Annotated in this window: 23 protein-coding genes; 12 read left to right on the top strand and 11 right to left on the bottom strand. The window is 67.1% G+C overall.

Going from position 1 to position 20,638, the window contains the following annotated elements; genetic code table 11:
* Positions 1 to 138: 138 nt before the first annotated feature.
* Positions 139 to 1,005: an IclR family transcriptional regulator gene (locus tag ACFTSA_RS17765; RefSeq protein ID WP_377952941.1), complete on the bottom strand. Its 867-nt coding sequence runs from the start codon at positions 1,003 to 1,005 to the stop codon at positions 139 to 141.
* 226 nt (positions 1,006 to 1,231) lie between these two features.
* Here ACFTSA_RS17765 and ACFTSA_RS17770 point away from each other — a divergent pair, with 226 nt between their 5' ends.
* The gene (locus ACFTSA_RS17770) at positions 1,232 to 2,551 is read left to right on the top strand and encodes an MFS transporter (RefSeq protein ID WP_377952944.1); all 1,320 of its coding nucleotides are present in this window, start codon (positions 1,232 to 1,234) and stop codon (positions 2,549 to 2,551) included.
* Positions 2,552 to 2,637: 86 nt separating this feature from the next.
* On the opposite strand, the gene ACFTSA_RS17775 is transcribed toward ACFTSA_RS17770, so the two are convergent.
* Entirely contained in the window at positions 2,638 to 3,705 is a 1,068-nt protein-coding gene (locus ACFTSA_RS17775; protein ID WP_377952946.1) for an ATP-dependent DNA ligase, read from the bottom strand.
* 108 nt (positions 3,706 to 3,813) lie between these two features.
* Between ACFTSA_RS17775 and ACFTSA_RS17780 the strand changes: the two genes are divergently transcribed.
* Positions 3,814 to 4,785, top strand: a complete 972-nt coding sequence (locus ACFTSA_RS17780) for a TIGR03885 family FMN-dependent LLM class oxidoreductase (RefSeq protein WP_377952948.1) — start codon at positions 3,814 to 3,816, stop codon at positions 4,783 to 4,785.
* Positions 4,782 to 6,476 carry an alpha-amylase family protein gene (locus ACFTSA_RS17785; protein WP_377952950.1) on the top strand — a complete coding sequence of 565 codons (1,695 nt, stop codon included), beginning with the start codon at positions 4,782 to 4,784 and terminating at the stop codon, positions 6,474 to 6,476. The genes ACFTSA_RS17780 and ACFTSA_RS17785 overlap by 4 nt, the downstream gene beginning before the upstream one ends.
* Positions 6,477 to 6,512: 36 nt before the next feature.
* Here ACFTSA_RS17785 and ACFTSA_RS17790 read toward each other — a convergent pair whose 3' ends face one another.
* On the bottom strand, positions 6,513 to 8,267 hold the full coding sequence (locus tag ACFTSA_RS17790) for an alpha-glucosidase (RefSeq protein ID WP_377952952.1): 1,755 nt from the start codon (positions 8,265 to 8,267) through the stop codon (positions 6,513 to 6,515).
* A gap of 246 nt (positions 8,268 to 8,513) precedes the next feature.
* On the opposite strand from ACFTSA_RS17790, the gene ACFTSA_RS17795 reads away from it, so the two are divergent.
* Entirely contained in the window at positions 8,514 to 8,750 is a 237-nt protein-coding gene (locus ACFTSA_RS17795; protein WP_306920070.1) for a hypothetical protein, read from the top strand.
* Positions 8,751 to 8,755: 5 nt separating this feature from the next.
* Here the strand turns inward: ACFTSA_RS17795 and ACFTSA_RS17800 are convergent, their stop codons facing one another.
* The 3 genes from ACFTSA_RS17800 to ACFTSA_RS17810 all read right to left on the bottom strand — a co-directional run bounded on the left by ACFTSA_RS17800 (position 8,756) and on the right by ACFTSA_RS17810 (position 10,591).
* A complete protein-coding gene (locus tag ACFTSA_RS17800; protein WP_307098354.1) occupies positions 8,756 to 9,043 on the bottom strand; it encodes a MoaD/ThiS family protein in 288 nt (95 codons plus the stop codon).
* A 9-nt stretch (positions 9,044 to 9,052) separates the two neighbouring features.
* On the bottom strand, positions 9,053 to 10,174 hold the full coding sequence (locus ACFTSA_RS17805; protein WP_377952955.1) for a WD40/YVTN/BNR-like repeat-containing protein: 1,122 nt from the start codon (positions 10,172 to 10,174) through the stop codon (positions 9,053 to 9,055).
* Positions 10,175 to 10,258: 84 nt separating this feature from the next.
* Positions 10,259 to 10,591, bottom strand: a complete 333-nt coding sequence (locus ACFTSA_RS17810) for a hypothetical protein (protein WP_377952957.1) — start codon at positions 10,589 to 10,591, stop codon at positions 10,259 to 10,261.
* Positions 10,592 to 10,767: 176 nt separating this feature from the next.
* Between ACFTSA_RS17810 and ACFTSA_RS17815 the strand changes: the two genes are divergently transcribed.
* Together ACFTSA_RS17815 and ACFTSA_RS17820 are read left to right on the top strand one after the other, a co-directional pair.
* Positions 10,768 to 11,199, top strand: a complete 432-nt coding sequence (locus ACFTSA_RS17815) for a LexA family protein (RefSeq protein ID WP_377952959.1) — start codon at positions 10,768 to 10,770, stop codon at positions 11,197 to 11,199.
* Positions 11,192 to 12,475, top strand: a complete 1,284-nt coding sequence (locus ACFTSA_RS17820) for a Y-family DNA polymerase (RefSeq protein WP_377952961.1) — start codon at positions 11,192 to 11,194, stop codon at positions 12,473 to 12,475. Before ACFTSA_RS17815 ends, ACFTSA_RS17820 begins: the two co-directional genes overlap by 8 nt.
* 58 nt (positions 12,476 to 12,533) lie before the next feature.
* Here ACFTSA_RS17820 and ACFTSA_RS17825 read toward each other — a convergent pair whose 3' ends face one another.
* Positions 12,534 to 12,734 carry a hypothetical protein gene (locus ACFTSA_RS17825; RefSeq protein ID WP_354263068.1) on the bottom strand — a complete coding sequence of 67 codons (201 nt, stop codon included), beginning with the start codon at positions 12,732 to 12,734 and terminating at the stop codon, positions 12,534 to 12,536.
* Between the two features lie 178 nt (positions 12,735 to 12,912).
* Between ACFTSA_RS17825 and ACFTSA_RS17830 the strand changes: the two genes are divergently transcribed.
* From ACFTSA_RS17830 to ACFTSA_RS17845, 4 genes are all read left to right on the top strand, one after another.
* Positions 12,913 to 13,419: a universal stress protein gene (locus tag ACFTSA_RS17830; RefSeq protein WP_377952963.1), complete on the top strand. Its 507-nt coding sequence runs from the start codon at positions 12,913 to 12,915 to the stop codon at positions 13,417 to 13,419.
* A gap of 255 nt (positions 13,420 to 13,674) precedes the next feature.
* The gene (locus ACFTSA_RS17835) at positions 13,675 to 14,031 is read left to right on the top strand and encodes a metal-sensitive transcriptional regulator (RefSeq protein ID WP_377952964.1); all 357 of its coding nucleotides are present in this window, start codon (positions 13,675 to 13,677) and stop codon (positions 14,029 to 14,031) included.
* A 61-nt stretch (positions 14,032 to 14,092) separates the two neighbouring features.
* Positions 14,093 to 14,323 (top strand): heavy-metal-associated domain-containing protein, encoded by a 231-nt coding sequence (locus ACFTSA_RS17840; RefSeq protein ID WP_377952965.1) that lies wholly within the window; start codon positions 14,093 to 14,095, stop codon positions 14,321 to 14,323.
* A gap of 75 nt (positions 14,324 to 14,398) precedes the next feature.
* Positions 14,399 to 16,849: a heavy metal translocating P-type ATPase gene (locus tag ACFTSA_RS17845; protein ID WP_377952966.1), complete on the top strand. Its 2,451-nt coding sequence runs from the start codon at positions 14,399 to 14,401 to the stop codon at positions 16,847 to 16,849.
* Positions 16,850 to 16,871: 22 nt separating this feature from the next.
* Here the strand turns inward: ACFTSA_RS17845 and ACFTSA_RS17850 are convergent, their stop codons facing one another.
* A complete protein-coding gene (locus ACFTSA_RS17850) occupies positions 16,872 to 17,144 on the bottom strand; it encodes a DUF2277 domain-containing protein (RefSeq protein ID WP_377952967.1) in 273 nt (90 codons plus the stop codon).
* 212 nt (positions 17,145 to 17,356) lie between these two features.
* Here ACFTSA_RS17850 and ACFTSA_RS17855 point away from each other — a divergent pair, with 212 nt between their 5' ends.
* Positions 17,357 to 17,620 (top strand): hypothetical protein, encoded by a 264-nt coding sequence (locus ACFTSA_RS17855; RefSeq protein ID WP_307098374.1) that lies wholly within the window; start codon positions 17,357 to 17,359, stop codon positions 17,618 to 17,620.
* Positions 17,621 to 17,723: 103 nt separating this feature from the next.
* Here ACFTSA_RS17855 and ACFTSA_RS17860 read toward each other — a convergent pair whose 3' ends face one another.
* Positions 17,724 to 18,677 (bottom strand): DMT family transporter, encoded by a 954-nt coding sequence (locus ACFTSA_RS17860; RefSeq protein WP_377953050.1) that lies wholly within the window; start codon positions 18,675 to 18,677, stop codon positions 17,724 to 17,726.
* Positions 18,678 to 18,931: 254 nt separating this feature from the next.
* Here ACFTSA_RS17860 and ACFTSA_RS17865 point away from each other — a divergent pair, with 254 nt between their 5' ends.
* A complete protein-coding gene (locus ACFTSA_RS17865; protein WP_377952968.1) occupies positions 18,932 to 19,477 on the top strand; it encodes a CGNR zinc finger domain-containing protein in 546 nt (181 codons plus the stop codon).
* Positions 19,478 to 19,527: 50 nt separating this feature from the next.
* Here ACFTSA_RS17865 and ACFTSA_RS17870 read toward each other — a convergent pair whose 3' ends face one another.
* Together ACFTSA_RS17870 and ACFTSA_RS17875 are read right to left on the bottom strand one after the other, a co-directional pair.
* A complete protein-coding gene (locus tag ACFTSA_RS17870; RefSeq protein WP_377952969.1) occupies positions 19,528 to 19,914 on the bottom strand; it encodes a hypothetical protein in 387 nt (128 codons plus the stop codon).
* Positions 19,915 to 20,027: 113 nt separating this feature from the next.
* Positions 20,028 to 20,621 carry a hypothetical protein gene (locus tag ACFTSA_RS17875; RefSeq protein WP_377952970.1) on the bottom strand — a complete coding sequence of 198 codons (594 nt, stop codon included), beginning with the start codon at positions 20,619 to 20,621 and terminating at the stop codon, positions 20,028 to 20,030.
* Positions 20,622 to 20,638: the final 17 nt, after the last annotated feature.

Here is a 20,638-nt window from a genome sequence, read left to right on the forward strand (position 1 = left end):
GGCACTCGGCCGGTTCGGGCGCCTGCTGCGCCCCGTGCTGGCCGGGTGATACGGATAATGGTACAGGAAAAGTTCATATGATGCACTATTGTTCTACATACGAACAACATTCTTGGAACGGCTTGTTTTCCGCGCGGTTCAGCGCTGGGGGAGCCGGGCGGAAAGCTCGACGGCGGCCGCCTGCAAGAGCGGAACCAGCGCCTCCATCGCCTCCAGGCTGAGCCGGAACACCGGAGCGGCCGTGGCCAGGGAGGCAAAGGCGACGCCCTGGGAGTTGAAGACCGGCACGGCGATGGCCCGCATGCCCAGCTCGTTTTCCTCATCCATGACCGCGTACCCCTGCCGCCGGACCTTCTCGATCTCAGCACGGAAGAGGTCCCGGTCGGTGATGGACAGGGTAGTCAGTGGCTCCAGCGGAAGCTCTTCAAGCAGCTTTTCCCGGTCCTCATCCTCGGCGAAAGCCACGAGTGCCTTGCCGACGGAGGTGGTGTGGAGCGCACCGAGAAAGCCGGGGTCACTGGTCACGCGGAAGGTCTGCGGGCCGTCCACCTTGTTCACGGTGAGGTGGTGGATGCCGTCGCGGACCGAGAGGATGGTGGCCTCGCCCGTCTGCTCGGTAACCCGGCGCAGGATGGGCAGCGCGGTACCGGCGAAGCCGTGGTGGTTGGAGACCGCCTGGCCCAGCTGGAAGATGCGCAGGCCGAGGTGGTAGCGCCGGCCGTCCGGCTCGTAGTCCACGAACCCGTCGCGCGTGAGTGATCCGAGGAGCCGGTAGGTGGTGCTGAAGGGAAGGTCCGCGCGGCGCGAGATCTCCGCGGCACTGGCTCCGCGCGGCTCGTCCCCCAACAGGACCAGCAGGCCCAAGGCCTTGCCCACCATGTCGGTGCGGGATTCCCCCTTGGCGGACCTTGTTTCTACAGATGATTTTGCGGTTTCGACCTGGGCGCCGGCTTCAGCGGGGGTCCCTGGGGAGGCGCCTTCGCCTGTGGCTTCCTTCACACTCATAACTCGATGTTGCCACAATGTGAGAGCTATTTCTAGATGGTGGGTAGGTTTCTTGACAGGTGACCGTTCTCACAGCCATCATTGCTGTATCGCACAAGTAGCTCTCACCATGTGGCTACAGAGTCCGGGTCTTCCCGAGGACCTCCACCCGCCCGTTCCCCAACCAGGACGGCGGCCGCGATCACTGATACATCCCGCGACAACGTCGTCCCCCTGAAGGAACACCATGAGCCAGACCATCCCGTCCGCCGCGCCGGGCACTGTTGCCCCGGCCGGGACACCGAAGAAGGCAGCCCTTGCCAGCTTCCTCGGCAGCGCCGTCGAGTACTACGACTTCTTTATCTTCGGCTCGGCAGCCGCCCTGATCTTCCCGCACGTGTTTTTCCCGGACGCGGACGCCAACGCCGCCATCATGTCCTTCGCGACGTTTGGTTTCGCCTACGTCGCCCGGCCCGTCGGCGCCGTTATCCTGGGCCACTTCGGTGACCGGGCGGGCCGGCGCAAGGTCCTGATGTTCACCCTGGTCCTCATGGGTGCCTCCACCTTCCTGATCGGCTGCCTGCCGGACTTCAACACTGTTGGCTGGTGGGCTCCGGCGCTGCTGGTGCTGGCCCGCCTCTGCCAGGGCCTCTCCGCCGCCGGCGAACAGGCCGGCGCCTCCTCCATGACCCTGGAGCACGCTCCGGACAACCAGCGCTCCTTCTTCACCTCGTGGACCCTGACCGGTACGCAGGGCGGCCAGATCCTGGCGGCGCTCGTCTTCATTCCGGTCCTCGCCCTGCCGGACGAGATCAAGTACGGCATCGGCTGGCGGATCCCGTTCTGGCTCAGCGCCGTGGTTGTGCTGATCGCGTTCTTCATCCGCCGCTCCCTGCACGAGCCGCCGGCCTTCGAAGCCGCCCAGAAGTCGGCGCAGATCGCCAAGCTGCCCGTGGCGGACCTCCTCAAGGCCCACTGGCGGGACGTCCTGCGCGTCATCTGCTGCGCCTTCATCGCCGCCGTCTCCACCGTGTTCGGCACCCTCGCCATCAGCTACGCCAAGACCGTCGCCGGCGTGGACGGCACCATCACCCTCTGGCTCGTAGTGGGCGCCAACCTTGTGGCCCTGGGCACCCAGCCGCTCTTCGGCAAGCTGGCCGACCGGATCGGCCGCAAGCCGGTCTACATCTACGGCGCCCTCTCCAGCGCGGCCTTGGCCCCGGTGTTCCTGCTGAGCCTCGAGTCCGGCAACGTGCCGCTGATGTTCCTGGCCGCCATCGCCTTCTTCTCCTGCGGCTACGCCGCCGCGAACGCCGTCTGGCCTTCCTTCTACGCAGAGATGTTCAGCACCAAGGTCCGGTTCTCCGGTTTGGCCATCGGCACCCAGCTCGGCTTCCTGATGGCCGGCTTCGCCCCGGCCATCGTCGCGGCCATGGGCGGCATCAAGCCCGGCGGCTGGGTGCAGATCAGCATCTTCACCGCTGTCATCTGCGTCATCGCCGCCGTCTCCGCCCTCACGGCCAAGGAGACCTTCAGGGTCCCCACCAAGGAGCTCGGCCTCAAGTAGCCTCCAGCTCTTGAAAAGCTAAAGCACGACGGCGGTCCGACCCTTTTCGAAGGGGCGGACCGCCGTCGGGCGTTAATAGAAGGCGCTCAGGTGGCGAGGACTTCGGCGAGGTCGAACTTCACCGGCTCGTCGAGCTGTTCGTAGGTGCAGGACTCCGGATCCCGGTCCTGCCGCCAGCGCACGAACTGGGCGGTGTGGCGGAACCGCTCGCCTTCCATGTGGTCGTACTTCACTTCCAGCACCCGTTCCGGCCGCAACGGGGTAAAGGACAGGTCCTTGCCCGCACTCCACCGGCTGCCCTCCGCGTTGCGGGGCGTCCGGGTGCCGTCCTCCTGCTTGGCCCAGGCCCACGGGTGCTCGTCGAAGCTGGTGACCAGGGGCTGGAGTTCCTCGAAAAGCTCCTTGCGCCGCTTCATCGGGAACGCCCCGACGACCCCCACGCTGGCGAGCTCGCCGTCGGGTTTGTACAGGCCCAGCAGCAGCGAGCCGATCGCGTCCGGGCCGCTTTTGTGCACGCGGTAGCCGGCCAGGACGCAGTCGGCGGTCCGTTCGTGCTTGATCTTGAACATCACGCGCTTGTCCGGCTGGTAGGACCCGTCCAGCGGTTTGGCAATGATCCCGTCCAGGCCGGCGCCCTCGAACTGGTGGAACCACTTTGCGGCCAGCTCCGGATCCTGCGTGGCGGCGGTCAGGTGGACCGGGGATCTGGAGGAGGTGAAGGCCTGCTCCAGGGCTGCCCGCCGCTCCGCGAAGGGACGGCCGCTGAAGTCCTCGTCGCCGAGGGCCAGCAGGTCGAAGGCCACGAATTTGGCCGGCGTCTGTTCGGAGAGCATCTTGACCCTGCTGGCCGCGGGGTGGATCCGCTGCTGCAGGGCGTCGAAGTCCAGCCGGTCCCCCGACGCGCCCACCAGGACGATCTCGCCGTCGATCACGCACTTGGGCGGCAGGTTGGCCTTCAGTGCCTCCACGAGCTCGGGGAAGTAGCGCGTCATCGGTTTCTCGTTGCGGCTGCCGATCTCCACGTCGTCGCCGTCCCGGAAGATGATGGAACGGAATCCGTCCCACTTCGGCTCGTAGCTCAGGCGTCCTTCGGGGATGGCGCCGACCGATTTGGCCAGCATGGGGGCGACGGGGGGCATGACCGGCAGCTGCATAGGCCCCATTCTTGCCCGGGACCTTGCCGGACGCCACCCCTACGCCCCGGCGTCTCCGCCATGGCCTCCGCCCTCGACACGGCCCCCGCCCGCCGGTAGACATTAACGATGGCAGCTATCGGTTTCCACGCATCGCATGAACAGATCAGCCCCGGCCAGCTCCTGAAGGACGTCCGGCTCGCCGAGGAGGCGGGCTTCGGCGCCGCCATGTGCTCGGACCACATCGAACCGTGGTCCGCGCGGCAGGGACATTCGGGCTTCGCGTGGTCCTGGCTCGGGGCCGCCCTGGCCACCACCAGCCTGGGCTTCGGCGTGGTCACCGCGCCGGGCCAGCGGTACCACCCCGCCATCATCGCCCACGCGTCGGCCACGCTGGCGTCCATGTTTCCCGGCCGGTTCTGGATGGCTCCGGGCAGCGGCGAGAACATGAATGAGCACGTCACCGGCGATCCGTGGCCGCTGAAGGAAACCCGGCAGCAGCGGCTGGAGGAGTGCGTGGACGTCATTCGCCGGCTGCACGCTGGTGAGGAGGTCACCCACCACGGCCTGGTCACCGTGGAACAGGCGCGGATCTGGGATGTGCCCTCGCCCCCGCCCCCGCTGATTGCGCCGGCCATTAGCGTGGAAACAGCACGCAGGGCTGCCGGCTGGGCTGACGGCCTGGTGACGGTGAACCAGCCGGCCGAGAAGCTCACGGAAATGCTGGCGGCCTACCGGGCGGAGGGCGGCAGGGGAAAAGCCGTGCTGCAGATCCACCTGTCCTGGGCTCCCCGCGAGGAGGACGCCGTCGCCATTGCCCTGGACCAGTGGCGATCGAACGTCTTCGCCCCGCCCATCCCCTGGGACCTGCCTACGGCGGCGCACTTCGACGGCGTCAGCACCGACGTCGGGGAAGCCCAGGTCCGGAAGTCGGTGAACATCTCCGCCAGCCTGGACCGCCACGTGCAGTGGCTGGGCGAGTATCTGGACCTCGGCTTCGACGAGCTGTACCTGCACTTTGTGGGGCAGGAGCAGGCGCCGTTCATCGACGCCTTCGCGGACAGTGTCCTGCCGCAGCTGCGGAAGGTGCCGGTGGCATGAACATCGCCGAGACATCTGACCTGTGGTGGAAGACCGCCGTCATCTACTGCCTGGACGTGGAGACGTTCTTTGACCGCGACGGCGACGGCACCGGGGACTTCGGCGGCCTGACCCAGCGCGTGGACTACCTGGCGGCGCTGGGCGTGAACTGCATCTGGCTCATGCCCTTCTACCCGTCGCCGGACCGGGACGACGGCTACGACGTGACCGACTTCTTCGACGTCGACCGACGCTTCGGTACGCTGGGTGACTTCGTGGAGTTCATCCGCACCGCGAAGGACCGCGGCATCCGGGTGATCGCGGACTTCGTGGTCAACCACACCTCCAACCAGCATCCGTGGTTTGTCGAGGCCCGCAAATCCGTGGACAACCCGTACCGGGACTACTACGTGTGGCGCAGCGATCCGCCGCCGGACACATCCTCCGAAGTGGTGTTCCCGGGGGAGCAGACCTCCATCTGGACCCAGGACGACGCCACCGGCGAGTGGTACCTGCACATGTTCATGGAGCACCAGCCGGACCTCAACGTCACCAACCCCAACGTCCGCAACGAGATCGCCAAGGCGATGGGCCTGTGGCTGGAGCTCGGCCTGGACGGGTTCCGGCTGGATGCGGTGCCGTTTTTCCTGGAGACCCGGGGCGCGCCCAAGGACGAGGCGGCCAACATCGACCCGCACGATTACCTCAGCGCCCTGCGCAGCTTCGTCAACCGGCGCAATGGCGGCGCGGTGCTGCTGGGCGAGGTGAACCTTCCGTACAAGGACCAGCTGGAGTATTTCGGCGGGGCCGAGGGCAATGAGCTGAACATGCAGTTCGACTTCATGTCCATGCAGCACATCTACCTCTCGCTGGCCAGGCAGGACGCCCGGCCGCTGGCCGAGACGCTGAAGACCCGGCCGCGGCTGCATCCGGACAACCACTGGGCCATGTTCGTGCGCAACCATGACGAACTTACGCTGGACAAGCTCAGCGACGGCGAACGGGAGGAGGTGTTCGCCGCGTTCGGGCCGGACAAGAACATGCAGCTGTACGGCCGGGGTCTGCGGCGCCGGCTCCCGCCGATGCTGGGCGGCGACGCCGACAGGATCCGGATGGTCTACTCGCTGATGTTCTCGCTGCCGGGCACGCCGGTGCTCTTCTACGGTGAGGAGATCGGCATGGGCGAGGACCTGCGGCAGAAGGGCCGCGCCGCCGTCCGCACGCCCATGCAGTGGAACGATGAAAAGAACGGCGGCTTCTCCAGTGCCAAGGTGTCCGATCTGGTGGTCCCGCTGCCCCGCGGGGAGTACGGTCCCGAGAAGGTCAACGCGGCGAGCGCCAAGCGGGACCCGGAGTCGCTGTGGAACTTCATGGCCACGCTGATCCAGCGGTACCGCGAATCACCGGAGCTGGGCTGGGGCGAGTTCGCCATCCTCGAACAGCCCGAGCCGGCCGTGTTTGCACACCGGTGCCGCTCGGCGGAGGCCACCGTGGTGCTGCTGCACAACTTCGGCGATGCGCCGGTCAAGGTCGCCGCGAACGTCGGGGCCGGAGACAGCCAGCCGCGGGCGTTCCGGGACGCGATCTTGCTGGACCTGTTCGACGGCGGGAACGTTCCGTTGGAGGCCGACGGCGGGTTCACCGTTGAGCTGGGACGGTACGGCTACCGCTGGTTCCGGGTTCACCGGCCTGGCGACCGACTGGCGCCGTAGTCCCATAGAAATTCCGGCGCCGGCCGCGGAGCCGTACTAAAGGTTCCGGCGGAACACCTTCACCTCCCAGGGGCGCAGGTCGAACGGCTGGCGTTCGCCGGCGTCCGGCGGGTAATTGCCCAGCACCAGCTCAGCAGTTCCCCCATCAGCCCAGCCGCCATCGTCGACCCCGGACGTCCGGCCGGTTCCCGAAAAGTTGGCCAGCACCAGCAGTTCCGCCTCCGGAAGGGAGCGCGTGAACGCGTAGATGTGTTCGTCGTCGGGCAGCAGCATGCGGAAATCCCCGTAGGCAACCACGGGATCCGAGTGCCGGAGGGCTATGACTTTGCGGTAGAAGCTGAAGACGGACCCGGGGTCGTCAACCTGGGCGGCGGCGTTGATGGTGTTGGCGTTCGGGTTCACGGCAATCCAGGGCGCCCCAGTGGTGAAGCCGCCATGCCGGCTGGCGTCCCACTGCACGGGTGTCCGGGCGTTGTCCCGGTTCAGCGGCGCCAGGGCGGCGAGGACCTCGGCGTCAGTGTGGCCCAGGTGCGTGGTGGCTTCGCGGTGGTGGTTGAGGACTTCAATATCGCGGTAGTCGCTGATGGCGCCGAAGGCCATGTTGGTCATGCCCAGCTCTTCGCCCTGGTAAACGTACGGCGTGCCGCGGTGCAGGTGGAGGACTGCTGCCAGCATCTTCGCCGACACTTCCCGGTACTGCCCGTCGTCACCGAACCGGGAGACGGCCCGGGCCTGGTCGTGGTTTCCCCAGTAGAGGCTGTTCCAGCCGCGCTCCGCGAGCCCCTCCTGCCAGCGGCCGAGGGATTTCTTGAGGTCGGTCAGGAGCAGCTTCTTGGGCCGCCACTTGTTGCCGCCCTCCTGGTCCAGCGCCACATGTTCGAACTGGAACACCATGTCCACCTCCCGGCGGGCGGGATCCGTGAACAGCGCCGCGTCCCCGACGGTGACGCCGGGCATCTCGCCCACGGTCAGCAGGTCCTTGTCGCGGCCCGCGAAGACTTCCTCATGCATCTCCTGCAGGAACTCGTGGATGCGCGGGCCGCAGATGAAGTGCGGGCCGCCGTCGCCGTAGAGCATGCCTTCGGCCTGCGGGCCGTCCGGCAGCGACTGCTGTTTGGAGATGAAGTTGATGACGTCCATCCGGAAGCCGTCCACGCCGCGGTCCAGCCACCAGTTCATCATGTCGTACACGGCGGCCCGCACCTCCGGGTTCTCCCAGTTGAGGTCCGGCTGCTTCCGGGAGAACAGGTGCAGGTAGTACTCCCCCGTCTCCGCGTCGTACTCCCACGCCGGCCCCGAGAAGGCCGAGCCCCAGTTGTTGGGTTCCGCCCCTGGTGTTCCGGGCTCCGTACCCTCGCGCGGCGGCCGCCACCAGTACCAGTCCCGCTTAGGGTTGTCCTTGCTGGAGCGGGATTCCGCGAACCACGGGTGCTCGTCCGAGGTGTGGTTCACCACGAGGTCCATCACCAGTTTCATGCCCCTCGAATGCAGGCCGTCCAGCAGTTCGTCGAGGGTCTCCAGGGTGCCGAATACGGGGTCGATGTCGCGGTAGTCGCTGATGTCGTAGCCGTTGTCATCCTGCGGTGAGCGGTATACCGGGGACAGCCAGACGACGTCGACCCCCAGCTTTTGCAGGTAGTCCAGTTTGCCGATGATCCCGCGGAGGTCGCCGATGCCGTCGCCGTCCGAGTCAGCGAAGCTGCGCGGGTAGATCTGGTAGACCACCGCGCTCTTGAACCACTCCCTGCCGGCCCGGTAGGCCGCCTCTGCCTCGGTTTCCTGCGTGGTCATCGCTGACTCCTCCTGGTCGACGGTGGCGGACTGCTGGCCCACTGAAAGTCTTGTTCCAGAAGAATCGCCGGTCAATGGCCCGGCTTAGGGAAGTGGCCCGGCCGGGCGCCGATGCCGCGCGGAAACCGACTCGGTGCCGGAAACTAACCGGGCGCTAACGGGCAGGAAACGCATGCGCAACAATGCCGCGCGACACTGGTTGTGCCGGCAATTGCAGGCACCAGCTCCAGCTCAGGAGGCCACGCCATGTTGAAGGAAGCAAAACCCCACATCACCCGGGTCCGTGCCCTGGACCAGCTGCATCGCGGCGACGAGATCGAGGCCCGCCTGTCAGTGGGCCCCAGCTATGACGACGTCATCATCCGCCGGGGCAGCGTCCAGGAGACAGCCCCGGGCATCGGCGTCGTGTGGATCATGGATCATCACACGGGCATGCGCAAGGCCATCAATACGGACGAATGCAGCGTTTGGCGCGTCGCCTGAGCCGCCTAACCGCCGGCCACCGACTGAATAATCAGTACTTCCTGGCCTGCGGAGACTTCCGTTTCCAGGCCGCGGAGACGCCGGACCTCCTCACCGTTCACGTAAATATTCACGTAGCGGCGGAGTGCACCGGTCTCGTCCCGCAGCCGCCTGGCGAGCACCGGGTAAGTCCCGGTCACGGAATCCAGCAGCCAGCCCACAGTCACCGCCCCGTCGGCGGGTGTAGTCAGTACGGACTGCCCGCCGGCGAGCGGCTGGAGGACGCTGGGAAGGACCACGCTGATCTCAGCCACTGCACACCCTCATGCGCCGGTCCCAGCGGCAACCGGGGCCCCGGCCACAACGGCAGCGCGGATGCACAACACATCCGGCAGGTGGGACGCCACCTCCGCAAAGGTTTCGCCCTCGTCGGCACTGGCGTACACGACGCCGCCGCGCGTTCCGAAGTACACCCCGGCGGGTTCGGCAGAATCCACGGCGGCCGCGTCACGGAGCACGGCATTGAACTCTGACTGCGGCAGGCCGGAGTCCAGGCGCTTCCACGTGGAGCCGGCGTCGTCCGTACGGTGCACGGCGAGCTTTCCGTCCGGCGGGATGCGTTCGCCGTCGGCCTTCAACGGAACAACCCAGGCCGTGCCGGCACGCCTGGGGTGCGCCAGCATGACGAACCCAAAATCGGCTGGCAGGCCCTCCGCTATCGATTCCCAGTTCTCGGCATTGTCATCGGTCCGGTACACGCCGTGGTGGTTCTGCGCGTAAAGGCGGCCTTCGACGGCGGCGTCCGCCGCAATCTTGTGCACGCACTGGCCGAATTCCGGGTTGGGGTCGGGCATGAAGTAGGCGGAGATGCCTTTGTTCCGCGGCTCCCAGGACGTCCCCCCGTCGAGTGAGCGGTACACTCCTCCCGTGCTCATGGCCACGTGGACGTTGTCCCCGGAGGGGTTGACCACGATCGAGTGGGCGGCGGCGCCGCCGTATCCGGCACCCCACTCGCTGCGGTGCGGGTGGTCCCAGAGTCCGCGGTTCAGCTCAAAGTGCTCGCCGCCGTCGGTCGACTTCCATACCGAAATCGGCTCCGCTCCGGCCCAGACGACGCCCGGGCGGGATTCGGCGTCGGGGTAGATCTGCCAGATGCGTTCGACGGCGGCGTCGGTGCCTTCGGGGAACTTGATGGCGCCCTGTTCGGGCTCGGTCCAGCTGGCGCCGAGATCATCGGAGTGGGCTACGTACGGGCCCCAGTGCTCGGACCGCACCCCCACCATGATGCGCGTGCGGCCGTCCCGCGTGTCGATTCCGATGCTTGGTATCTCGCTCATGAGGAAGTGCGGTCCGGAAAAGGACCACTGCTTCCGGTCCTGGCTGGTGGCCAGCCAGAGACCTTTTTTGGTCCCGATTGCTAAAACGAAGCTCTTTGAGGCATTCATGAACCCCATGCAACCACTCGCGCGGAGGGGCTGCAATGGTTCTGGCCCCCATGGGTTTGGCTGGATTCGTTGCTTGGGCCGGGCCTAGGACCCGAGTTTCGCGCCGTCCTTGGCGGTGCCGTCGTTGGGCGTGCCGCCATTGCGGGTGCCGCTTTGGGCGGTACCCGCCTTCGCGGCGCGACGGTTTCGCCACCACCGGCGAAGCAGGTCCGCCGCGGCCAGGATGCCGGCCAGTGGCGTGAGGACGGCAGCGGCGTAAACGAACAGCAGCCAGGTGAGCGTGGCAATCGGGGGCTGGCTCCGGCTCAGCAGCGAGAGGCCGCCAAACAGGCCTGCAACCCAGAAGAGCACCACCAGCGTCAGCACGGCCGCTGCCGGAAAGTACTCGTTCCGCACCACCCTCTTCAAGGTTTCCACCACTGATCCTCCTGCGTCTTGCATCCCCATGAGACCAGTATGCGACGGAGACCCGCTGTGACGGAGACGGCACGACGAACGTGTGATGAACACAACCGCTGTCTCACACAGCTGCATTCTGTCGGCCCCGGGGGCTACACTGAACTATCGAACATATATTCGAAAAAAGGTGTGTTGTGGGCGTCATTATTGGTCCCCGAGTGATAGAGGCGGGACTTTCCCTGCGGCTGGTGCTGGTCTCCCCCGTGGCCGTGGCGGCGGGCTTCCCGTCCCCCGCCCAGGACTACTTTGACGGCCGGATCGACCTGAACGAGCACCTGATCCAGGACATCACCAGCACCTACATCGTGCGGGTGTCCGGCGACTCGATGGAAGAGGCCGGCATCAGCGACGGCGACGAACTGATCGTGAACCGCGCGCTGGAACCGCGCGACGGATCCGTGGTGGTGGCAGTGCTGGACGGCGAGCTCACCATCAAGCGCTTGAAGATCACCGCGGCCGGCGTGGTGCTCCAGGCGGCCAACCCGCTGTATCCGGACATCGTTGTCCCTGCGTTGTCCGACCTCACCGTTTGGGGCGTGGCCACGAGGTGCCTGCATCATGTCTGAGGCCCGGCAGCAGATAGCCCTGGTGGATGTGAACTGCTTCTACGCCAGCGCGGAGCGGGCCTTCGATCCCTCCCTCGAAGGTAAGCCGCTGGTGGTGCTTTCCAACAACGACGGCTGCGCCGTGACCCGCAGCCCGGAGGCCAAGGCCCTGGGGATCAGCACCGGTGAACCGTGGTTCAAGATCGCCCCGCGGGCCAAGGAGTGGGGCCTCGTTGCCCGGTCCAGCAACCATGAACTGTACGGCGACATCAGCGCCCGGGTCATGGAGCTGCTGGGACGCTACTCGGCCTGGCTCGAGGTGTACAGCATCGACGAGGCGTTCCTTGGCATCAAGGGCAGCCCCGAACAGGTGATGGGTCTTGGCCGGACCATCAGGGCCGCGGTCCGGCGCAACGTCGGGGTGCCTGTGTGCGTCGGCATCGCCGGCACCAAGACGCTGGCCAAACTGGCCAACCGGTGGGCCAAGAATAACGCCGCCCTTGACGGGGTGTGCCGCTGGGAATCGATGGCCCCGGAGACGCGTGAACTGCTTATGTCCCGGTTGGCGGTCTCGGAGGTCTGGGGCGTGGCGGGCCGGCTGGAAAAACGGCTGAACGCCATGGGGATCTGCTCCATCCTGGAGCTCAGCCGGGCGGATCCGGTGATGGTGCGCGACCGCTTTTCGGTGGTGCTGATGCGCACGGTACTGGAGCTGCGCGGAACGCCGTGCATACCCCTGGAGGAGGAACGCGTGGGCCGGGACCAGCTGATCTTCTCCCGCTCGTTTTCCACTCCCCTGACGTCCGTCCGCGAATTTCGCCAGGTCCTGAGCGTCTATGCGCAGCAGGCGAGTGCGCGGCTCGCCCGGCACAATCTTCAGGCCAAGGTCCTCACCGCGTTCGCCGGCACGTCCCACTACAACCCGAAGGACAAGTCGTTTCCGTCCGTCTGCGTGCCGCTGCCCATGCCCACCGCCGACCCGGTGCTGCTCACCAGGGCAGCCCACGCCCTGCTTCCCGCCATCCTGGACGGCGTCAGATACGCCCGGGCCGGCATCATGGTCACCGACCTGCGGCCGTCCGGCAACCAGCAGCCACTGGATCCCTTCACCAACCCGCACGAGGAACGCGGAATCGGCCCGCTGGTTGAGCAGATCAGCCGGAAGTACGGCAGGGGCACCATTGGGCTCGGGTTCGCAGGCCTGAGGAGCGGTCTGGACTGGAGCATGAAGCGCGGCATGCGTTCGCCGCGCTACACGACCCACTGGGATGAGCTGCCGGTGGTCCGCGCGGCATGACCGGCGCGCGGGCCCGCGACAGTCAGACCGGCGGAACTGGTCAGTCCAGCCGAACCAGTCAGTCCACAAACTCCGACTGGGTTTCGATGAAATCCCACTCGGCTTCGGTCAGGACCGCCTGCGGGGTGTCCGGGTGCGGGCCGCCAGCCTGGGCAATCCCCTCCATCACGAACACCGGAACGTCGCCGGCCCGCAGGTTCTCGCGAAGCCACTCCTTGCTTTTCAGGTCCAGATCAAGCCACCACATGTGAATCTGCATCGGACGCCGCCTTTCTACGTCTCCAAACTAGGCTCACCCGGCGCGGGATTCAAGGGAGAAATCACCGCCCTTCCACCTGCGCCAGCAGCCGCGCCGCGGGGTTGAAAACCGGCGCTGAGCTGGGCGAAGGCCCTGTGCGGCTATGGTTTTTCCTGACGCCGCGGGCACACAATTGATTATGGATGCAGAGCACTTTAGCGGCCCGCCTCCGCTCCTTGTAGGCACCGTTCCCGGCCAGCATCCGGAGGTCCTGAAGACCGCCGTCAGCCTGGCCCAGAAGCTGTCCGCCCCGATGCTCTGCGCCTACGTGGATGAGGCGAGCTACCTGGTTGAGTGGGATCCCGCGCGGTCCGCGCACCGCCTCTCCCTGCACCCGGACAGGGACGACGATGACGTCCGCTCCGTTACCGCCGAACTGAAGTCGGCCATCACTTCGGCCGTCCCGGACGGCGGGCCGGCATGGACCCTGCGCACACTGGCCGGCGACCCAGCCCGTGCGCTCGGCAGGCTGGCCTCGGAGGTCAATGCTCCCATGATCATTGTGGGAACGCCGGAGCGCGGCTTCGGGCACCGCATTACGGAACTCCTGAACGGCTCGGTGGCTGCCTGGCTTACCCACCACCAGAGCCGGCCCGTGCTGGTGGTTCCGTTTCGAATGGCCGCGCATCAGGACCAGCCGGAATAGGCGGGTCAGACGCCTGCCAGAAGCGGTCGGAAAAGTAAAGTCAAAGTACTTATTCGAGGTGGTGGCCAACGTGGCTACCGGCAAGTAAGCTGAACAGGCAGGCTGATCCACGGCCTCCCAAAGACTGCTCCGGAGTGCGTATCCCCCAATAACGCGCTCCGGAGCTTTTTGTTGCCCGAAAACTTCAACTTTCCACTGTTGTGACGTCGCGCACCACTCCTTGACGGATACCCCCTAGGGGTATAGCTTGAGGACATGGAGACTTCCCAAGGACGGACGCCAGCGGCGTCCAACGAAGAAGCGATTGCTGAATCCGCGCGGCACGGCTACACGGGGGACAAAGACGCGTACCTGCGCCGGCTCCGGCGGATTGAGGGGCAGGTCCGGGGAATCGCGCGGATGGTCGAGGAGGACAAGTACTGCATCGACATCCTGACGCAGGTCGCGGCCGTGACCAAGGCCCTGCACGCCGTCAGCCTGGGCCTCGTGGAGGAACACATCGGCCACTGCGTTGTCGGGGCGGCCTCCGAACCTGACCCTGATCTCCGGGCTGAAGCCATCGACGTTAAGGTCAAGGAGGCGGCAGGTGCCATCGGGCGCCTGCTGCGCTAGCGGCACAACCACCACCCACCAAGCTGGCCAACCCAGCCAGCGCAGCAACGAGGAGCCAGCAATGAGCACCATCTCCACCAAAGTCTCCGTCTCCGGCATGACCTGCGGCCACTGTGTCTCCGCCGTCACTGAAGAGCTCGAGGCGCTGGCCGGCGTCGAGGAGATCGACATCGATCTCAAAGCCGGCGGCATTACCACCGTCACCATCACCTCCACGCAGCAGCTCTCCCCCTCCGAAATCGGCGAGGCAGTGGCTGAGGCGGGCTATCTGGTGGTGGCCAACGAGGCCTAAGCCCGCCTTCCATCCGCACCAGGGCCACCAAACCACAGCACCAGAGCACAAAGCACCTCCAGAGAAGGACCAGCCATGGGCACCGAACACCTTCCCGCAGGCAACCCCCGCAGGGTGATCGAACTGGACGTTGAGGGCATGACCTGTGCGTCATGCGTGAACCGTGTGGAAAAGAAGCTCGCCAAGCTCGAAGGCGTTGAGGCCACGGTCAACCTGCCCCTCGAAACGGCCCACGTAACAGCCCCGGTCACCATCACGGACCAGCAGATCACAGACCAAGTAGCCTCAGCCGGCTACAAAGCCCGAATCAAACGACCCCTCCACGACGACCCCACTGAACCAACCCGCCACGGCGGTGCCGGTATGCGGGAGCGTGCGTCTACGCGAGGTACGAGCGAGCACGCGGAGCATGGCGGACCGCCGGAGGAACGGGGTGGTCAACCGGAGGACGGTGCGGCGCACCACGAAGACCACATGGCCCACGGCGGCAAGGCCTCTGAGCTCAAGCCGCGCCTGTTCGCCGCGGCAGTCCTGACGGTGCCGGTGTTCCTGATCTCGATGTTCCCGGCGTTCCAGTTCCCCGGCTGGGGCTGGGTGGCCGGTGGCCTGGCGCTGCCCGTGGTCAGCTGGGCGGCGTGGCCGTTCCACCGGGCGGCCGCCATCAACGCCCGCCATTTCGCCTCCACCATGGACACGCTGGTGTCACTCGGCGTGATCGCGGCCTACCTGTTCTCCGCCTGGCAGCTCCTTACCTTTCCCCGCCTGACCGAACATCCCGGCATGGAAGAGATGGGCGGTGCTGGTTCCGGCGGCCTCTACTTCGAGGTGGCCAGCGTGGTCACCACGTTCCTTCTGCTGGGCCGGTTCCTGGAGGCGAACGCCAAGTCGAAGGCGGGCGACGCGCTCCGTGCCCTTCTGGACCTCGGCGCCAAGGACGCCTCCATCCTGCAGGACGGTGCCGAAGTGAAGATCCCGGCGGACCGGCTGGCTGTCGGGGACGTGATCGTGGTCCGCCCGGGCGAGAAGATCGCCACCGACGGCGTGGTGGTGGACGGCATCTCGGCGGTGGACGCATCGCTGGTCACCGGCGAATCGGTTCCCGTGGACGTCGGGCCGGGCAGCCTTGTCACCGGCGCCACCATCAACACCTCCGGCCGGATGCTGGTCCGGGCCACGCGCGTCGGCGCCGAAACCACCCTGGCCCAGATGGGCCGGCTCGTGTCGCAGGCCCAGACCGGCAAGGCGCCGATCGCCCGGCTGGCTGACCGCATCAGCGCGGTCTTCGTGCCCGTGGTCCTGGCCATCGCCGTCCTCACCTTCGCCGGCTGGCTGCTTGCCGCCGGACCGGACATCACGGGCCCCGAACTCCGCGCGGCCTTCACCGCCGCCGTGGCCGTGCTGGTCATCGCCTGCCCCTGTGCCCTTGGCCTGGCCACCCCCGTGGGCCTCCTGACCGGCACGGGCCGCGGCGCACAACTGGGCATCCTCATCAAGGGTCCGCAGGTCCTGGAGGACACCCGGACCGTGGACACCATCCTGCTGGACAAGACCGGAACCGTCACCCGCGGGCAACTGTCCGTGGACGCCGTGGCCGCGTTTGCCCCGTTCAGCGGCCCTGACGTCCTGCGCTTGGCCGGGGCGGTGGAGTCGGCGTCGGAGCATCCGATCGCCGTGGCGATCGCTGCCGCCGCAAAATCCGCCGTGCCCGCTGCGGGCCAGCGGTCGTACGCCGGCCACAACGCCACTGACGCGAACGACGGCGCCGGCCTGCCCGCCGTCGTCGGCTTCCGTTCCGCCCCCGGCGGCGGAGTCGTGGGAACCGTTGAAGGCCAACACGTCGCAGCCGGCCGCAGCGGCTGGCTGCTGGAGAACGGAGTCGGGATAACGCCGGCGCAGGAGCAGGTGCTCCGGGACGCGGAAGAGTCCGGTGCAACTGCCATCTGGGTGGCCGTGGACGGCGAGGCGGCCGGCGTCATCGAACTGCGGGATACGGTCAAGGAGGGATCAGCCGCGGCCGTCGCGCGTCTCAAGGCCCTGGGCCTGCGGCCCATGCTGCTCACGGGCGACAACGCTGCCGTCGCCGCCCAGGTGGCTGCCGCCGTCGGAATCACCGCCGACGATGTTTTCGCCGGAGTGCTCCCCGAGGGCAAGGTGGAAGCCGTCCGCCGGCTCCAGGCATCCGGCGCGACGGTGGCCATGGCGGGCGACGGCGTGAACGACGCTGCGGCTCTGGCGCAGGCCGACCTCGGAATCGCGATGGGTTCCGGCACGGACGTGGCGATCGAGGCCGCCGACCTGACCGTGATGGGCAACGACCTCGGGCAAGTGGCAACCGCGATCGAGCTGTCCCGGCGCACGCTGACCACCATCAAGACCAACCTGTTCTGGGCCTTCTTCTACAACGCGGTGGGCATTCCGGTGGCCGCCCTCGGCCTGCTCAATCCCATGGTGGCAGGCGTGGCCATGGCGGCGAGTTCGGTGCTGGTGGTGGCCAACTCACTCAGGCTGCGCCGCTTCGGCAGGTAATACCCGGTCAGGTGGCCGGGTCCTAGGCCGTCCCGAAGCGGACGGCCGACCGGGCCTTCGCCTTGGCAGCTTCCTCGTCGCGGTCCTTCGCGGGAGCGTGCGTCACCAGCGACTCGAGCAGGTGTTGGGTCACGTGCGCTATCTCGTGCACGGCGTGCTCGAACGCCTCCTGGTTGGCCTTGGACGGCTTGGTGCTGCCGCTGATTTTTCGTACGTACTGCAGCGCCGCGGCATGGATCTCCTCAGACGTGGCGTGCGGTTCGTAGTTGTGGAGGGTACGGATATTCCGGCACATACCCCCATGCTAGGCTCTGGAACGCCGAGGATCGACCCTTCCGGGCCCGCTTCGGGCGGGTCACGTGACCATGGGGAGGTCTCCATGGGGAGCGCTGCCCATCGACACCCTTTCGGGCCGGGGATAGTTTTTAGGCAATGGATCTTCCGGACGAGCCGGAGGCCGCTGGGGATGCCGACTGGTTCGGGTCCGTTGATTAAAGGAGAAATGTAATGGCTATTTGGGGTGCAGACATTGCGCAGCTGAAGAACTTGGGCACCAAGCTCCAGGCTGGTTCGAATGAAATCGAGAAGCAGAAGTCCCTGCTGACCAAGGTGCTCGAGGGCACCGACTGGAAGGGCCCGGACGCCGACAAGTTCCGCAGCGAGTGGCACGGCCAGCACGCCGCAGCCCTGGCCAAGGTGGCGCAGGCCCTGGACGAGGCCGGCAAGCAGGCCAGCCGCAACGCTTCCCAGCAGGAGGAAGCCTCCCGCTAACCCGGGAAGCACCGGAGGGCCGGACGCATGGTGCGTCCGGCCCTCCGGCATTTAAGGGGTGCGTCGGGGAGACTGGTCCGCTTTTGACGACTTACTTGAGGACTTAGGGGACGGGTTCGACGTCGTTCGCGTGGTCAAGCGGTCCGCTCACCGCTGCCGGGGCCGCGGCTTTGGCTCCCCGGAGCTCATCCAGCCGGACACACAGCACACCGCCCACGATCAGCAGTCCGCCCGCGAGCTGGATGGCACCGGGCAGTTCGCCAAGCAACAGCCACGCCCAGATCACGGCAAACAGGACCTCGGTGAGGGAGACGAATGAGGCCACCTTGGTGCCGAGCGCACGTGCAGCCATGATTCCTGAGACGTAGGCCAGGACGGTGGCCAGCACCACAAGGCCGCCGAGCGGAACCCACCACGGCGTGGTCCATGGGCCGAGTGTGGTGTCGGCCGTGCTCATGGCCATGGGCAGAAGGCCGGTGGCCGCCATCAGCCACATGACCGCGGCGCCGGTCAGAAGCCCGCCCGATGCGAGGACGATGGGCGGCAGCGTGTCGTTCTGCTTGGCCGTGAGGAAGAAATAGATGGCAAGGCAGACGGCTGCGGCAAGGCCCCAGAGCACGCCGACGGCGTCCACCTTCACCTCCCCTGTGAGGTCCAGGACGAGGACCAGGCCGCCCAGGGACAGCAGCGTCCCAGCGATGGTGAGGGCGCGCGGCCGCTTCCGGCTGGCCACCCAGAGCCACAGCACGATCAGTACCGGGCCGAGGTATTCGAGCAGCAGTGCCACGCCAACTGACAGCCGGGCCACGGCATTGAAGTAGAACAGCTGGCAGCCTGCGACGCCGATCAGGCCAAACAGCACAATCGTCAGCCAGTTCGACCGCAGCTGGTGCCACCGGCCCCGAAGCGCCAGCACAGCGGGGACGGCGAGGATGAGCGCGGCGCCTGTCAGCCGGGCGGTGACGGCGGCCCCGGGAGTCCAGCCGGTTTCCAGCAGCGCCTTGGCAAAGGAGCCGGAAAGCCCGAAGATCGCGGACGAAAAGAGGGCGACACCCAATCCTGACGCAACGAAGCCGGTGACCTTCGCCGTGGCCTCAACGGAAGGGGCAACGGGAGCGGCAGCCTCAGCCGGCGGGCGGGCCTGCCCGGGAGCCGGAGCCGCAACCGGGGCCGGAAGCCGCGCCGGAGCCGGCGCCACCGAAGTTAGGGCCGTTTCGGCGCGGTTGTTCGATACGGGCACGGACGCCTCCCGTCAGGAGTAAAGTGGGGTATTGGTCCTGACACTACGCCCCGGCACTGTAAGGAGTCAAGGTGGTCTTTGCCCCTGACACGGAAGTCTCGCTGCGCTTTGTGGTGAACCTCATCAACTCGGCCGCCAACGGCGAGGAAAACCTGCCCACCGTGGAGGCTTTGGACGAGTTCCTGCGGCAGGAGGGCTTCACCGGTTCCCGCACCCATGACGCCGCCGAACTGGCCAGCATCCACTCACTGCGGGCGGTGCTGGCTGCCCTGTGGACGGCGGATGAGGATACGGCCGTGGCCGGCGTGAACCGCCTGTTGCGCGAGGCCCAGGCGCTCCCCCAGCTGCTCAAGCACGACCAGTGGGACTGGCATCTCCACGCCACCACGCACGATGCCCCGCTGGCGGACAGGATGGGCACGGAAGCGGCCATGGCGCTCGTGGACGTGATCCGCAGCAAGGAGATGGACCGCATGCTCGTGTGCGCAGCCGATGACTGCGACGCGGCGGTACTCGACCTCAGCCGCAACCGGTCCAAGAGATACTGCGACACGGGAAACTGCGCCAACCGGGCGCATGTGGCGGCCTACCGGGCACGCCGCGCCAGCGGAGAATGAACAGCGCCGGCGGAGGGTAACCGGCGCCGGTGGCAACTGGCCGTCGGGCGCTAGGAGGCTCCGCCGTCGGGCCCGGACTCACCGGTTCCGGCCGAATCCGAAGTGCCCGGGGCATCCGGGCGGCCCGGGGTTCCCTGACCGCCGTGCCCCTGTGAGGGCTTCCGTGCCGAGCTCAGGTTGATGCCCGAGCCCTTACCCAGGTGGGCGGCGTTGTCCTTGTAGCTCATGGACAGCATCGCGGCGATGACCAGGGTGACAATGAAGGCGATGCCGGCGCCGGTGAACGCCAGGTCGAACCGCGGGGACCGGGCGCTGCCGCCGGAGGCGAAGATCAGTACCGCGAAGAAAGCGACCACAGCCCAGAAGGCGGAGAACATCAGGGGTCCCTTGACCGAGGTCCGCAGATTGCGCGGTTCTCCTGGTTTCTGGTGTGCCAAGGTGATTCCTCCCGTGCGGGCGGCGCAATGCGGCCTGCCCGCTGTGCTGTGTGCTGGTCCTGAAGGGCTGCTGGCAGCCAACGGCTGTTCTACAACGAGTAGAACCCTTGGTACTAGTTTACGGCCTTTGACGCGTCCGTCCGCGCATCATGCCGGAGCGACAGGCCTGCCAGGATCCAAAGCACGCCGGAGATGATGGCCCCGCCGCCGGCAACCCCCAGCAGCGCGTGCGGGCCAAGGTCCACGAAGAACGGCAGTGTGCCGGCCGTGCCCAGCCCGATGACGCCGGAGGCCAGCCAGTCACGGGCCAGGACATGCCGTCCGCGGAACCTGATGCCCAGCCACAGCTCGGCTGCTGACGCCGCGGCCAGCCCCAGGGCGCCGATCACGGCGAACACCAGACTGCCCGGCAAAAACAGCAGGGCCACGCCGGCACCGGTGAGGGCCGCTCCGCCGGCGGACGGAACCCGGCCGGCCGGAGCGTCACGGCGGAAACCGGCCAGCGGAATGCCCCACAGCAGGATCAGGCCTGTGGCCAGCAGATACACCCCGCCCGTCAGCGACATGCCGGTCACCGAAGGTGCCGCCCAGAACACTGTCACGGCGCCGAACACCAGCGCGGCAGCGGCCCGCAGCAGGGCAGGTTTCCACAGCTCCGCCGAAGGGGCAGGCACGTCGGACTGAGCAGGGGTTGCGGGGGAAGTCACCGCTCCAGTTTAGTGCG

Source organism: Arthrobacter sp. NPDC057013, from assembly GCF_042674585.1.
Lineage (GTDB): Bacteria > Actinomycetota > Actinomycetes > Actinomycetales > Micrococcaceae > Arthrobacter.